This is a genomic window from Peribacillus sp. NPDC096379, from assembly GCF_044762875.1.
Lineage (GTDB): Bacteria > Bacillota > Bacilli > Bacillales > DSM-1321 > Peribacillus.
Window position 1 is genome coordinate 22,952 of the sequence record NZ_JBIWFD010000001.1, and the last position, 15,427, is coordinate 38,378.

At 38.0% G+C, this 15,427-nt stretch carries 15 protein-coding genes and 1 riboswitch; of the genes, 14 read left to right on the forward strand and 1 reads right to left on the reverse strand.

Going from position 1 to position 15,427, the window contains the following annotated elements:
- The first annotated feature begins 148 nt into the window (after positions 1-148).
- The 6 genes from ACIQZI_RS00200 to ACIQZI_RS00225 all read left to right on the forward strand — a co-directional run bounded on the left by ACIQZI_RS00200 (position 149) and on the right by ACIQZI_RS00225 (position 6,608).
- The gene (locus ACIQZI_RS00200; protein WP_403071898.1) at positions 149-955 is read left to right on the forward strand and encodes an alpha/beta hydrolase family protein; all 807 of its coding nucleotides are present in this window, start codon (positions 149-151) and stop codon (positions 953-955) included.
- 23 nt (positions 956-978) lie between these two features.
- Entirely contained in the window at positions 979-1,221 is a 243-nt protein-coding gene (locus ACIQZI_RS00205) for a DUF2584 domain-containing protein (protein ID WP_403067873.1), read from the forward strand.
- Positions 1,222-1,412: 191 nt separating this feature from the next.
- Positions 1,413-1,518, forward strand: a riboswitch (SAM riboswitch).
- Positions 1,519-1,753: 235 nt separating this feature from the next.
- Positions 1,754-2,962, forward strand: a complete 1,209-nt coding sequence (locus ACIQZI_RS00210) for a homoserine dehydrogenase (protein WP_403067878.1) — start codon at positions 1,754-1,756, stop codon at positions 2,960-2,962.
- 718 nt (positions 2,963-3,680) lie between these two features.
- Positions 3,681-4,151 carry a YjdJ family protein gene (locus tag ACIQZI_RS00215; protein WP_403067881.1) on the forward strand — a complete coding sequence of 157 codons (471 nt, stop codon included), beginning with the start codon at positions 3,681-3,683 and terminating at the stop codon, positions 4,149-4,151.
- Between the two features lie 161 nt (positions 4,152-4,312).
- Positions 4,313-4,864 (forward strand): GNAT family N-acetyltransferase, encoded by a 552-nt coding sequence (locus tag ACIQZI_RS00220; RefSeq protein ID WP_403067886.1) that lies wholly within the window; start codon positions 4,313-4,315, stop codon positions 4,862-4,864.
- A gap of 241 nt (positions 4,865-5,105) precedes the next feature.
- Positions 5,106-6,608: a malate:quinone oxidoreductase gene (locus ACIQZI_RS00225; protein ID WP_403067891.1), complete on the forward strand. Its 1,503-nt coding sequence runs from the start codon at positions 5,106-5,108 to the stop codon at positions 6,606-6,608.
- A 322-nt stretch (positions 6,609-6,930) separates the two neighbouring features.
- Here ACIQZI_RS00225 and ACIQZI_RS00230 read toward each other — a convergent pair whose 3' ends face one another.
- Positions 6,931-7,176 (reverse strand): hypothetical protein, encoded by a 246-nt coding sequence (locus tag ACIQZI_RS00230; RefSeq protein ID WP_403067896.1) that lies wholly within the window; start codon positions 7,174-7,176, stop codon positions 6,931-6,933.
- Positions 7,177-7,342: 166 nt separating this feature from the next.
- Between ACIQZI_RS00230 and ACIQZI_RS00235 the strand changes: the two genes are divergently transcribed.
- From ACIQZI_RS00235 to ACIQZI_RS00270, 8 genes are all read left to right on the forward strand, one after another.
- Positions 7,343-8,425 (forward strand): CotH kinase family protein, encoded by a 1,083-nt coding sequence (locus ACIQZI_RS00235; RefSeq protein ID WP_403067901.1) that lies wholly within the window; start codon positions 7,343-7,345, stop codon positions 8,423-8,425.
- A 13-nt stretch (positions 8,426-8,438) separates the two neighbouring features.
- The gene (locus ACIQZI_RS00240) at positions 8,439-8,810 is read left to right on the forward strand and encodes an SET domain-containing protein (RefSeq protein ID WP_403067904.1); all 372 of its coding nucleotides are present in this window, start codon (positions 8,439-8,441) and stop codon (positions 8,808-8,810) included.
- A gap of 841 nt (positions 8,811-9,651) precedes the next feature.
- Positions 9,652-10,302, forward strand: a complete 651-nt coding sequence (locus ACIQZI_RS00245; RefSeq protein ID WP_403067907.1) for a cupin domain-containing protein — start codon at positions 9,652-9,654, stop codon at positions 10,300-10,302.
- Positions 10,303-10,697: 395 nt separating this feature from the next.
- The gene (locus tag ACIQZI_RS00250; protein WP_062175733.1) at positions 10,698-11,687 is read left to right on the forward strand and encodes a LacI family DNA-binding transcriptional regulator; all 990 of its coding nucleotides are present in this window, start codon (positions 10,698-10,700) and stop codon (positions 11,685-11,687) included.
- Complete coding sequence (gene rbsK, locus ACIQZI_RS00255) at positions 11,680-12,558, forward strand: ribokinase (protein ID WP_403067911.1); 879 nt, start codon at positions 11,680-11,682, stop codon at positions 12,556-12,558. The genes ACIQZI_RS00250 and rbsK overlap by 8 nt, the downstream gene beginning before the upstream one ends.
- A gap of 1 nt (position 12,559) precedes the next feature.
- On the forward strand, positions 12,560-12,955 hold the full coding sequence (gene rbsD, locus ACIQZI_RS00260; protein WP_403067914.1) for a D-ribose pyranase: 396 nt from the start codon (positions 12,560-12,562) through the stop codon (positions 12,953-12,955).
- Between the two features lie 15 nt (positions 12,956-12,970).
- Entirely contained in the window at positions 12,971-14,470 is a 1,500-nt protein-coding gene (locus tag ACIQZI_RS00265; protein ID WP_403067917.1) for a sugar ABC transporter ATP-binding protein, read from the forward strand.
- Entirely contained in the window at positions 14,454-15,425 is a 972-nt protein-coding gene (locus tag ACIQZI_RS00270; protein ID WP_403067920.1) for an ABC transporter permease subunit, read from the forward strand. Before ACIQZI_RS00265 ends, ACIQZI_RS00270 begins: the two co-directional genes overlap by 17 nt.
- The last annotated feature ends 2 nt before the right edge of the window (positions 15,426-15,427 follow it).

Consider the following 15,427-nt stretch of genomic DNA (forward strand, 5'->3'; position numbering starts at 1 on the left):
AACTAATATTTTTCCTGTTTCTATAAAAAGGAGGTGGGTTGCCTTACTATCTCTTAAAAAAGTCTATATACTACCCGTTAATGCAGGATAAAATGGGGGAGTTGATTTACAATAAAGGAAAATGAGTTTTATGAAAGGGGGATGTATGATGGAGGATGGCATAATAATAACGAAGCAGCGGTTTCCATCACCGCATCCGAATATTCGTCTGTTTATCGTAACGTATCTTTCACAAGGCTTGAAGGTGAAGGGACTTCTTGCTGAGCCAGATGATGATCAAATGTATGATGGTTTCTTATATTTACGAGGAGGCATTAAAAATGTCGGCAAAGTACGCCCGAGTCGTATTGTGCAATTTGCAGCAGAAGGCTTCATTGTGTTTGCACCGTATTATCGGGGGAATCAAGGCGGAGAAGGGGATGAAGATTTTGCAGGCGAAGACCGTGCTGATGGGATCAGTGGCTTTATATTACTCGAACAGCACAAACGTGTGAAACCTGAGAATATTCATATTTTCGGGTTTTCACGAGGAGGAATTATGGCCCTTTGGACGGCAATTTATTGTAAATCAGCTGCCTCCGTTGTCACATGGGGCGGAGTGTCTGATATGTTTCTAACTTATGTGGAACGTGTAGACCTACGTCGCATGATGAAACGTGTTATTGGTGGTACGCCGAGTAAAGTTCCAAACGAATATAAATACCGCACACCACTGTTTGCAGTAGATGAACTAGTTGCACCAGTTCTGATTATTCACGGTGAAAAAGACAATAACGTGTCGATTGAACACGCCTACAGGCTGGAGAAAACATTGAAGGAAAAAGACAAGCCTGTTTGGAGTTGGTATTTTGACGAATTTACCCACTATTTCCCGCCGAATATCAACCGAAAAGTCGTTTGTGATCTAACACAGTGGATGAAAAACCAAACGAGAAAGCAATGTGCTAAAAAGTAAGTAAAGGAAGGGAGGTTTATGCTTTGGGAATGCCAATGGAGTTAAACACGATGATCGTGACAAAAGGCCGTGAAAGCAGAGAGGAAGAAAATCTTTTCCGTTTAACGAAAGACGGCTATCGCCTATACCCAATCGATATTCCAATTGAAGTTCGCAAAACGATCGAAAGTGAAACGAATGGGATAGCCATCATTCAAAAAGTTTCTTGGACAAACAACCAAACTGAAATCACCTATCAGTTGGTGTCATTGAATTCAACCAATTAAACAAGTAGGCTTTAGAGTAACGGATTCCGTTTAGAATACAATTAATGTCATGAACAGTACATATAGAGGGTGAAATTGCGCTGATTTCACCCTTTTCATATTCATTGTTTTTTCTGAAGTTTCATTTTACGCTATTGACGATAAATATTTAAAGTATTATATTATTATAAATAGTTTAATAATTTTAACTTTTCTTATCAAGAGAGGCGGAGGGACTGACCCTGCGAAGCCTCGGCAACCAGCATATCATGCCCGGTGCCAAATTCAGAGGAATGGTAACCATTCCGTAGATAAGAAGGTGGATAAATCTTGAATATAAACATTCAAACTCCCCTTCTGTCCATATGCAGTGGGGAGTTTTTTCTGTGGAAAAGGGGCGGGGCTTCGCAAAATCAGCGCAGCTACCCACCTTCATAAGGTGATGCAGTTTTTAGAACCTGAACCTTTTTCATCGTAGGGTTTAGAGCAGACGCTCATTAATGTTTTATGTTCAATTAAAGTCATCGATAAATAGGACAAGGGGGAGATATACATGACAGCTTTACATATTGCATTATTAGGTTACGGTACAGTGGGGAAGGGTGTTTATAAAACGATTCAAACACATCAGGAAAAGCTTAAGCGTATTTTTAGGAAAGAGGTAAAAGTGGTTGCCATACTTGTTAAAAATATAGAAAAACATCATACACTAGATTCTGATGTTCTGTTAACCGATGATTTTAACAAGATTATTACACTTGAGCAGCTAGATGTTGTCATTGATGCGATCGTTGGTCAAGAGCCTAGCTTTACGTACTTGCAGCAAGCGATGAACAGAGGATGTCATGTTATAACAGCAAACAAAGAAATGTTTGCTTATCATGGAACTCAATTAAAACAGATAGCCAAGGAAAAAGGGGTTACTTTAGGATTTGAGGCAACAGTCGCAGGAGGAATTCCGATTATCCAAACTCTACGACAATTGTTAAACGTAAATAATATCCAAAAAGTGCAAGGGATTCTTAATGGGACTTCGAATTTTATTTTGACAAAGATGCGAGAAGACGGCTGTCCATTTGAAACAGCGTTAAAACTAGCACAAGAAAAAGGTTATGCAGAAGCTGATCCAACAAATGATATTGAAGGATATGATGCCTTTTACAAAGCAGTGATTTTAAGTGAGCTAGCTTTTGGAGAGAACCCGAATTGGGAGGAATCGATTCGACAAGGGATTCAATCAATCACACCTGAGCAAATTGAGCTTTTTTCAGCATTGGGGTATCGATTTAAACATGTAGCTTCTATGGAAAAGACAGAAAAAGGGATCGTATGCTCAGTCAAACCTGTACTGGTCAATGAAACACATCCATTTTATCAAATCGAAGGCGTGCAAAATGCAGTCTCCATTGATGGAGATATTGTAGGCAACATTAGCCTCCAAGGGCCTGGAGCGGGAATGCTTCCAACCGCAAGTGCCATTATCGAAGATTTAGTGTATATAAATAAACATAGTTTTTCGCCTATTTTCTTAGATGAACAAAATGGATTAAGTGTGAAGGTATCCAAGATTTATTGGGCAATGGCAGGAGATGCGGCTGTAGAAAATATTCCTTCTCATATTCAAATCATTGACAGACCTAATCCAAATGTTCTCATTGTCGAAGCATCTTGGGAGGAAATTTGTGATATTCAATGGCCAAATACTTATTTTTATCAAGTTCTTGGGAAAGTATTAACTGAAAATACGCTTGTTAGTTCTTGAGTCAATCTTGTTAAAAAAGCAACATCCGTAGAATTGAATTAGCTGGAACGCTATAGGTAGTGAAAGTCGTACAAACAAGAAGTGATAACCCAAATCCTTACCTATCTGTATGAAGAAGACTATAGAAGTAAAGGAAATGATTTTAAAGCAAAAGAACAGGGAGGCTTTAAAATGAAACTAAATGTGGGTACAGAAGAAGCAATTAAAAGATGGAAAAGTGGTCTGCTATTTATATGGGTATCCTGAGAATAATGGATATGGTATATCATTTAAATATGGTAATAATATGCTTAATGTTAAGAATGATTTAAGATTTCAAGTAGAAAGAAGCGACAGTGTCGTATATTTGAGAAAATAAGTAAGGGTATGATTTCTTTAACTAACGGGTGCAAGAGTTGAAAATCAGGGGTGCTGCGGCAATCCCTTTTTTATTGCACTAACGGGGCAGGTTACTTTAAGAAGGAATTCAAACAATTGGTATTGAAACATTGACATATAACCATATATTTTCGGGAGAATTTAATAAAATGGAGACCTAAGAGATGAGTTAAAATACCTTCTTGAGGATTATAAAATAACGCCTTACACTTTTGGCTTAATTAGTGGTCTTGATGAAAAAACAGTTTTAGAGCTTGCAATAGTACACTATCACTATTCATATAATTTTGCTTAAAAGTATAATGACGGAAAAACAAGAAATAGATTCGAGGTGAAGAAAATGTCTTTTAGGATTATTCTCCAACTTGGTTTTGCTTTAATGCTTTTAATATTTTCAACTGGGGCTACTTTGTATGAAGGGAGTGGAATATTAGAAGACACTTGGGAATGGAAATATACAGCGATTTTTTCTCAGATGAAGAATGGGCCAGTGGAAAACGTAAATGATATTTTGCCAATTGACTATTTTGTATATGCAGCTAAATTTGTGCCTACATTTCCTTTGCTTATGCTACTTGGTGGTACATATCTTATCATCCTTTTGGCGTATATTTTTCTCAGACGTAAAGATAAAATATTTTCATATATCCTATCGTGTATTGGGGTTTTGTACTTGGGATTAAGTAGTTTTATATCAAAATCTCCAACAATTGGTTTGAAAATTTTTTTCAATAGTTTTCTCTTCATTGGCATTTTATTAATTGTTATTGCATTGCTTAGAATTTTTAATTATAAGACTAAAAAAATATAGGAACTCTTATTTTTTATGGAACAAAAGGAGTGCTTTAAAAACGTGGCTGTCTTTGTGATCGCCTTTTCTTATTATGTTAACGCAGTAGTTTATTAAAAAAAGCTTATTTACTAGAAAACGATAAAAAATGAACTGAAGAATTATATAGGGGGTGACTTATTATGACCAAAGATATTGAAATCTTTCCGGTACTTGAAACTAATAGATTAGTATTAAGAAAAGTTGAAAAAGGCGACGCCAACAGTATCTTGAAATATATGTCTGATAAAGAAGTAATGAAATATTATGGTTTAGAACCTTTTAAAACAATAAGCGATGCCTTAAGCGAGATATCATGGTATCAATCGATATTAAATGAAAAGACTGGAATAAGATGGGGAATTACTTTAAAAGAGGAAGATGAGGTGATTGGTAGTTGTGGCTTTCTTAACATGATCTCCCAACATTATCGAACTGAAATTGGCTATGAGTTAAGTAAAAGTTATTGGGGGAAAGGAATAGCAAGTGAGGCGTTGGAAGCTGTAATAAGGTACGGATTCGAACATTTGAAATTGCAAAGGATAGAAGCGTTAATTGAACCGCCTAATACACCGTCACAAAAGTTAGCAGAAAAGCAAGGCTTTATTAGAGAAGGGTTATTGAGAAATTATGAGTTTGCTTGCGGTAAATTTTATGATTTATATATGTATTCATTGTTAAAGCAAGACTTTTAAATACTGTTAGAATGTGACTGGGTTAAGGCTGTAGTTTATATATGTTTCCTAGACCTTGTAAACGGACTTCTCACTTTTTGCGATCTTTTAAATAATTTTAAATTATCATATAATAAAAATAATTATGATACACTATATATGATAATAATTGAGGCAGAAAAGATGTGTGGCTAGTTCGCGTCTTAGCTTGGTGTGGCGCTTACATCTTCTAGGCTAATTTTAGGGGAAAAGGTTGATAAAAATGAGCAGTAGTGAAACTAAAACAGACGTCATTTTAATTGGCGCCGGAATCATGAGTGCGACTTTAGGGACATTCTTGAAAGAATTAGTACCGGAATGGGAAATTAAAGTGTTTGAGAAGCTAGAAAATGCAGGAGAGGAAAGCTCTAACGAATGGAATAATGCGGGAACGGGGCATGCGGCATTGTGCGAGCTTAACTACACGGTTGAAAAACCGGACGGATCTGTAGATATTAGTAAAGCCATAAAAATTAATGAACAATTTCAGGTTTCCATGCAGTTTTGGTCTTATCTTGTAAACAGCAAGCTGATAAAAAATCCGCAGGACTTTATCATGCCATTGCCCCATATGAGTATGGTACAAGGAGATAAAAATGTAACTTTCTTAAAGAATCGTTTTGAAGCGCTGTCAAACAATCCTCTTTTCCAAGGGATGGAGTTTTCTGATGATCCAGCAAAACTGATGGAATGGATTCCGCTAATTATGCAAGACCGTCCATCGAATGAAGCGATAGCGGCAACAAAAATCAACTCTGGAACGGATGTCAACTTTGGTGCTTTAACGCACATGTTGTTTGACCACTTAAAGACTAAAAACGTCGATATCAAATTTAAACATAGTGTTGATAATATGAAACGTACGAGTGATGGCCTATGGGAAGTAAAAGTACGTAATGTTGATAGTGGTAGCGTCGAACGCCATACTGCAAAATTCGTCTTTATCGGAGGCGGGGGAGGAAGTCTGCATTTACTGCAAAAGTCTGGTATTCCTGAAGGGAAACATATTGGCGGATTCCCAGTAAGCGGAATTTTCATGGCGTGTAATAATCCAGAAGTTGTTGCCAAACACCATGCAAAAGTATACGGAAAAGCTAAAGTTGGCGCTCCACCAATGTCTGTTCCGCATCTTGATACACGTTTTATCGACAATAAAAAATCGTTGCTATTTGGACCATTTGCCGGCTTCTCACCAAAGTTTTTAAAAACAGGTTCAATGTTCGATTTAGTAACTTCCATAAAACCGAATAATCTCTTAACTATGTTGGCAGCAGGCGCAAAAGAGATGGCATTGACAAAATACTTGATCCAGCAAGTGATGTTATCGAAAGAACAGCGCATGGAAGAGTTACGAGAGTTTATCCCGACCGCAAGATCTGAGGATTGGGATTTAGTAGTAGCGGGCCAACGTGTACAAGTGATCAAAGATACTGTTGAAGGCGGCAAAGGAACGCTTCAATTCGGTACCGAAGTTATTACTGCAGCCGATGGCTCAATTGCAGCATTACTAGGAGCTTCTCCAGGTGCTTCTACTGCTGTTCACGTTATGCTTGAGGTAATGAATAAATGCTTCCCGCAACATATGCATGAGTGGGAACAAAAAATCAAAGAAATGATTCCTTCTTATGGTGTGTCACTAATGGAGAATCCAGAGCTTTTGCATGAAATTCATACATCAACAGCAGAAGCGCTTGGCCTACGCGAAAAAGAGCTAGTCTATAGTTAACTTTGGATGTAGAAATAAAGATGTTACATGAACAAGTATAAGCAACATTTTCATCGATGAAGAGATTGAAAAGGCAATGATTGAAAAACAGAGATAAAATAATAGAATATCATCGGAAATAAAACACAGAACCTTTGAAATCTATGGATTTAAGGTTCTTTTTTTAGATTCGCAGTTAGAGTCTACAGTGACCCGTACCAAGAGTAAGGGCGAGTTTTCTATGATATTCGTAATACTAAGGCTATAAAAGTATAGATTTTAAGCAAATAAAAAAACAGCTGCCGTGAATTTCTCGACAGCTGGGGTAAGGTTATCTTTACCCTTATTTCCCTTTCCCCTTCCCTTTTCCTTTGCCAGTGCCACCTTTGCCAGTGCCACTTTTGCCAGTGCCACCTTTGCCAGTGCCACTTTTGCCAGTGCCACCTTTGCCAGTGCCACCTTTGCCAGTGCCACCAGTGCCAGTACTACCAGTGCCGGTACCTTTTGCTACTGGATTTCGAGTTAAGAATTCATCCAGTCCTGTTTTTTCTGCTTGTTCAATTAATTCTAAAATTTCGGCTCTTCCCATTTATAAAACCACCTTTCGCTAAAACTCCTTAAAATATAAGGTAGTGTATATTATGAAATCTTATTTTATTTGTCCTATGTCTTTGTTCTATTTTATGTATTTTATTTTATTATCAAATGTACTCCCTTCCTCATAAGATGGAATGTAAAAAAGAAGGTATGATGTTATGCAACATAATATTCCTACAATCAGTATTTTTATTGAATCTAGGCACCTTGAAGAACTGGAAGATAACGTTTGGGATGAGGAGTCTCATCCTGCCAGACTAGTAGTAGACAACACTCCATACGATATTGGTATTACTTATCGAGGAGATCACATACGTAATTTCCCAAAGAAATCGTATAGAATCGACTTTGGAACATATAATGAAGAATTTAAAGGGCGCGAAGTTCACCTAAATGCTGAATATCGCGATCCCTCATTAATTCGAAACAAGTTATCCTTTGATTTTTTTCGAAATATTGGGAGTGTTTCTCCTGATTGTAAGCATGTTGTCATCGAAGTTAATGGAAAGCCTATGGGCATTTATTTACAGCTTGAATCGGTAGATGAATGGTTTTTGCAAAAAAGACAGCTTTCGTATGGTCCAATCTTTTACGCAACGAATTATCATGCTAATTTTTCCTTATTAACTCCGAAACGTAAACCAAAATCATCTTTGCTATCCGGGTATGACCGGAAATTAGGGAAAGCTGAGGATGACCTTGATTTAGAAATGCTCATATATAAAATTAATACAATTTCAAGGAACGATTTTGGTGAAGAAATTGCAAAAAACATGGATGTAAAAAAATATTTGTTGTGGCTATGTGGTGTGGTTTGTACACAAAACTTTGATGGTTTCATTCACAATTATGCACTATATCGAAATGGCGAAAATGGATTGTTCGAGATGATTCCATGGGATTATGATGCAACATGGGGCAGGGATTGGGATGGGGAAATGATGGAATACGATTATGTTCCTATAGAAGGCTATAATACACTCACTGCACGTCTTCTTGATGTAAAGGTATTTCGTGATCAATACCGTCTTATCCTTGAAGAAATTTTGGAAACTGCGTTTACAATTGAGGCGTTAGAACCAATCATTACAAATCTGCACAGGCAAATACGCCCTTATATAACTTTAGATCCATATAAAAAGAAGTCGATCGATATGTTTGATAATGAGCCAGAACTTATCCTACGATATATTTCAAATCGGAATAGATATCTTCGCGAGCATCTGAAGGATTTGACATAAAGGAGGAAATACTGTGGGACCAATCGTTATGAGAAATACGGGGAAGTATGGTCGAGGGATATTTGCAAACCGTAATATTAAGAATGACGAATTAATTGAGGAAGCGCCAGTGATTGTTATTCCTAAAAAAGAATGGAAGGTAATGAGGGAGAGTATTCTCCTGAACTATGTTTTCTGGTGGGAAGAGGATAAAGCTCTCGCTTTAGGATATGGTTCATTATACAATCACTCTTACACTCCTAATGCTGGGTATATAACTAACATTAAAAACCAATCGATAGACTTCTATGCAAGGAAAGATATTCATAAGGGAGAAGAAATAATGATCAATTATAATGGAGACCCAAAGGATCAATCTCCATTATGGTTTAAAGTTAGAGAGTGAAATTCGTTGCCTTGCATGTGGGGGAGTTCTCAGGTCCTTTTTTTTGAAATGATGAAAACTAACGTCAGGTTTTGGTGAATGAGATTATTATTGTCTTCGGAATTAAAAAACGATTGATTACAAGAAATTGTCCATGTATGATAACCCTTTTAAATCCCTTTTGATTTCTTATTAGGAAATGATTATGGAAGGGGAGCTTTTTATTACAAATTTGATTCTTGTATCTAATCAAATCCTATATTAGTTGGCTTTTTTTGCAGTTTTATCCATTACGGTGAACCGTATCGAAAGTGATAGTAGACTCTAAAAGGAAAAAAATGAAGTTCATAATATAACTATAGAATTTATGTATTTAATCCGAAATTCCCCTTAAAACGATTGCTTTACTACTTAAGAGTAAAGCATTTTTTTATTCAACTACCATGAAAATAAACTTCTATAACTTCGAAAAAAGACAATACCTAAGAAGACCCTTCTCATTCGTTAAAAAATGGAGTGAGCCAGAATTTATTGAGCTATGGATTGACTGGATAAGAACCAATATGGACAGTTCACAATATTTTCAATCTCTGTAGTGCAGCAGTGATATTTCCGCTGCATGGATGGTTAACCGGGTGCTTTAATGAAAAAGCACGACTGTCTTGTCTTTATGATATCCGTTCTTATTGTGCAAGCGAGACAAGTTAATGCAAGAATCCCTAACATTCACTCTGATTTACTGCATAGTATAGTCGAACTGCATACTAATAAGTTTTTAATAACTACGCACACCAAACTAATTGTGCGTACATAAAATGCCTAGAAGGTTTGTTTATATCTAATGTAAAGGTGGAAAAAATTTATGGTTTCATATATGGATTACACATCTCCATCAACTCAATACACTTTTGACGTAAATAAAAGTCCCTTGTTCAAAAAAGATAACAACAACTATATTAACGTATTAGGTGTGCAACAGTTGAATACATTGGAAAATGTGTCTCTGCTAGACATTTTCCTAAGTACTAATAATGTCGTAGAACCGCACTATCACCAAAATGCAGCTGAGTTAGTCTATTGTATTTCTGGTGCTGCTACTGTATCGATACTGAACCCATTCACAAAACAACTTCTCAATTACACTATTACACCAGGACAAGTGGCAAACGTTCCACAAGGTTGGTGGCATTATGAAGTAGCTACACTTGATGACACTCATCTTTTGGCAATTTTTGATGCACCAACCCCAGAAGTAATCTTAGGGTCTGACCTCTTAAAATTTACTCCTGCAAACGTCATGTCGCATACTTATTGCATCGATGAAAATCAATGGAAAAAAGCAGTTGCACCAGTTAAACCAACAACATATATAGGTCCATACACGAATTGCAACAAAGTAAAGGAACATACACCACATCAATATGTAGATCAACAATATCAACAGCCGCAATATAATATTCCGCAATACCAACAAACTCCTTACGTACCTCAGTATCAGCAATATTGGGGCTAGCAGATAAAAAAATACAACTATTGGCATGGAAAATCCATGTCCTTTTTACTGCACAGTTTGTGTCTGAAGCGTACTGCAAATTACTCTTCAACATTTTCAACAAATATTTTGGCAGCTTCCCACTCTGCACTGCATCCTTCACAAACTGTCATTGATATATGAATCTTAATATTTAGGAATAGAGAGTTTGGAAGCTCTCTATTGAAAGCGGTTTTTAACGAAATCAGAGGACTATCAGATTGCGTGATTTGACCCTTTGATCTCGATCTCATCTATAATATTTTTGGAAGTAAAATTCAATAAATTATCTTTCTAAAAAGAGAGCCGATAGTTGTATTTTCAAAATAACTATGATAAATTAAATGTGTAATCGGTTACATATGAGGTGAAGCTAAATGGCAACAATAAAGGATGTCGCTAAACAAGCAGGAGTCTCGGTAGCGACTGTTTCAAGAGTGCTAAATAATAATGGGTATGTTCATGAAAATACTAGAAAACTGGTAATCGAAGCCATTGGGCAGCTGAGCTATAAACCAAATGAAGTCGCTCGATCACTTTTTAAAAAGAAATCTAGATTGATTGGTTTATTGCTCCCGGATATTCGAAATCCATTCTTTCCTGAGCTTGCACGAGGGATCGAGGATGAGATACAAGAGCAAGGCTATCAATTAATCATCGGCAATATAGACGAGAAATATCCGAAAGAAATAGATTATATACAAACATTTAAACAAAATAATGTAACAGGTATCATTACGGCAACGAATCTTACAGGTCGTAGCCATTATGATAATCTTTCATCACCGGTGGTTTTCCTTGACAGGACTTTTAATGACCATCCATCTGTCTTTGCAGATGGAATCGAAGGTGGACGAATAGCTGCCTCGGAGTTAGTGAAACGAGGGAGCAAACGGATTACTATTCTTAAAGGACCTGCACAATTACAAACTGCACAAGATCGATTCAACGGAGCAATAGCAGAGCTTCGTGCAGAAAACGTAGATTTTTCTGTGATAGAGACTAGTTCATTTTCTTTTTCAGACGCAGAGATGTGGGCGAAGGAATTATTTGGGAAGTACCCTGATACAGACGGTATACTTGCGAGTAACGATGTGGTTGCGGCTGCGGTTATGCATGAAGCATTACGATTGGGAAAAGCAATCCCAGAGGACTTGCAACTGATCGGGTTTGATGACATCCCACTAAGCAGACTGCTATTTCCACCGCTATCTACGATTAGGCAGCCTGCGTATGATATGGGAAAGGAAGCGGCAAAACTGCTTATAAGATTGATCAATAAGGAAACACATTTTGAAAAAAACATCCAAATGCCTGTAATGTTTATCGAAAGGCAGACGACAAGGAAGGTTGAGAAAAATGGTTAAAATAACAGTAATCGGCAGTTCATCGATGGACTTGGTCGTAACAGCGCAGAAACGACCTGATAAAGGAGAAACGATTCTTGGGGAGTCTTTCAAAACAGTGCCAGGCGGAAAAGGGGCCAACCAAGCAGTAGCGGCTAGCCGCCTTGGAGCAGAAGTGACAATGATTGGCCGGGTTGGCGATGATGATTTTGGGAAAGAGATTATTAAGAATTTCTCAAAAAACAATGTGCTAACGCAATGTGTGGAACGGGTTACAGATATGGAAAGCGGAACCGCACACATAACGCTTGCTGAGGGAGACAACAGTATTATCGTTGTCAAAGGTGCAAACGACATGGTAACGGCGGAGTATATCGAACAGAAGCTAGAGGTTATTCGAGAATCTGATATCGTTCTCATTCAACAAGAGATTCCAGAAGAAACAGTCGAGTATGTGAGCGAAACATGTCACAGCCTGGGGATTCCACTTCTATTAAATCCTGCTCCTGCGAGACCATTAAGCCAAAAGGTCATAGAAAGAGCCACTTATATTACGCCGAATGAACTTGAAGCAGCCGTACTATTTGGGAGTGATGATATTCATGCAGCCTTAAAGCAATATCCAAATAAGGTTTTCATCACAGAAGGAAAAAATGGTGTGCGGTATCATGATGGGGAAAAGGAAGTTCTCATTCCATCTTATCAAGTGGAAGTTGTGGATACGACTGGTGCGGGAGATACGTTTAATGCTGCCTTTGCTGTTGCATTAGCAGAAGACAAAGGGTTTAGTGATAGTGTTCGGTTTGCGAACAGAGCAGCCTCTCTTTCGGTTACGAAGTTTGGCGCTCAAGGTGGCATGCCAACAAGAGCTGCTGTCGAAGGGAGTCTGTAATTTGAAAAAGTCAGGAATTTTAAACAGCCACATTTCAAAGATTTTAAGTGACCTCGGTCATACGGATATGATTGTAATAGCAGACGCCGGCTTGCCGGTTCCAGATGGGGTAGTGAAGGTCGACCTAGCGTTAAAACAGGGGACCCCATCTTTTAAGGAAGTTGTTGATGTGATAAGAGAGGACATGGTCATTGAAAAAGTGATCATGGCCTCTGAAATGGTGGACGGAAATCCAGAAACCTTTGATTATTTGAATAAAACCTTTCATGAAACGAATGTGGAACGGGTTACACATGTGGAATTTAAGGTATTAACAAAACAGGCTAAAGTAATCATTCGCACAGGAGAAGTGACGCCATTTGCGAATTGTATTTTACAATCCGGTGTATTTTTCTAAAAAGAGGTGTGGTAAATGAAAATTTCAATGGAAAACATCTATAAAGCATTTGGAACGAATCAAGTTCTTACTGGTGTTGACTTTGAACTTGTTGCTGGAGAAGTTCATGCTCTCATGGGGGAAAATGGCGCTGGAAAATCAACGTTAATGAATGTGTTGACAGGACTTCATTCACTCGATAAAGGTAGCATAATAATTGATGGAAAAGAAACGTATTTTGCTAGCCCGAAAGAAGCCGAGCGAGCTGGAATAACCTTCATTCATCAAGAGTTGAACATTTGGCCCGAAATGACTGTCCTTGATAATTTATTTATTGGCAAGGAATTAAAATCAGCTTTCGGATTACTGAAAACGAAAGAAATGAAAACGTTAGCAAAAGAACAATTTGATAAACTGGCCGTTTCGATTCCATTAGATAAAGAAGCAGGGGCATGTTCCGTTGGCGAGCAGCAAATGATTGAAATCGCAAAAGCGTTAATGACAGATGCCAAAATCATTATTATGGATGAACCGACAGCTGCTTTAACAGAAAGAGAAATCGAAAAACTGTTCCAAGTGATTGCAGCATTAAAGAAAGATGGCGTATCAATCGTTTATATTTCCCACAGGATGGAAGAAATTTTTGCTATTTGCGATCGAATTACCGTCATGCGAGACGGTAAAACAGTCGATACGAAAGCGATTCCTGAGACAAGCTTTGATGAGGTTGTAAAGAAAATGGTTGGTAGGGAGCTGACTGATCGTTTTCCCAAACGAGATTCAAAGATTGGCGAAACCGTGTTAGAGGTGAAAGGAATCTCTAAGGCAGGGGTGTTTCAGGATGTTAGCTTTTCCGTTCGATCGGGAGAAATCGTTGGCTTCTCAGGGTTAATGGGAGCAGGTCGTACAGAAATTATGCGCGCGATCTTTGGTCTCGACAAGCTGGATATCGGTGAGATCTGGTTGAATGGTGAAAGAGCGGTCATTAAGAAACCTGAACAGGCCGTACGATTAGGGATTGGCTTTATTACAGAAGATCGGAAAGACGAGGGATTAATCCTTGATTTTTCGATAAAAGAAAACATGGTATTGCCAACTCTGTACAGCTTTGCGCCCAAAGGCATTATTAATGAAAAAAGTGAATTGGATTTTGTTAATATGTTGATCAAGCGGTTAACAGTTAAGACACAGTCTGCAGAAACGAGAGTGGGCAACTTGTCTGGAGGTAATCAGCAAAAAGTCGTCATTGCTAAATGGGTAGGAATTGGTCCGAAAGTGTTAATTTTAGATGAACCGACGAGAGGGGTCGACGTTGGTGCGAAGCGGGAAATTTATCAATTGATGAATGAACTGACAAGCAGAGGCGTTGCGATTATTATGGTTTCCTCTGAATTGCCAGAAGTGCTTGGAATGAGCGATCGAATCCTCGTTGTTCATGAAGGTAAAATAAGTGGTGAATTAGCTAGAGCAGAAGCTACTCAAGAAAAAATTATGACATTAGCAACAGGAGGACTGGAACATGAAATCAGTGAATGAAGGGACTCAGCCCCTAAAAACGAATTATCTTAGTACAATGACGCAAAAATTAGGTCCACTACTTGGATTGCTATTGTTGTTTGTCATTGTTTCGATACTAAATCCAAACTTTCTTGAACCTTTAAACTTATTAAACCTTCTTCGTCAAGTGTCGATCAATGCCTTAATTGCGTTTGGTATGACCTTCGTTATTTTAACAGGTGGCATTGATTTATCAGTCGGCGCGATCCTTGCTCTTTCAAGTGCCTTAACGGCTGGTATGATTGTTTCTGGTATGGATCCAATGATTGCAATCATCATTGGCTGTCTACTTGGTGGAATGATGGGTATGGTCAATGGGTTATTAATCACAAAAGGTAAAATGGCGCCATTTATTGCTACGCTTGCAACGATGACTATCTTTAGGGGATTGACGCTTGTCTACACAGGTGGAAACCCAATTACAGGGCTTGGAGAGAATGTCTTATTTCAATTATTCGGTAAAGGCTATTTCATAGGCATCCCTGTACCTGCAATTACGATGATGGTCACCTTTGCCGTGCTGTATATAATTTTGCATAAAACGCCATTTGGCCGAAAAACATATGCGATTGGAGGCAATGAAAAAGCTTCTTTAATTTCAGGCATTAAGGTGCCACGAGTAAAAGTCATGATTTACGGACTTTCCGGATTATTAGCAGCACTGGCCGGTGCGATTTTGACATCACGCTTGAATTCTGCTCAGCCAACTGCGGGTACTTCCTATGAACTGGATGCAATTGCAGCAGTCGTTCTTGGTGGGACGAGCTTAACGGGTGGTAAAGGAAGAATATTTGGCACATTGATTGGTGCTTTGATTATTGGGACATTAAATAATGGCTTGAATATGCTTGGGGTTTCATCCTTCTATCAAATGGTTGTTAAAGGGGTCGTCATTATAATCGCAGTATTACTGGATCGTAAGAAAACAGCATAAGG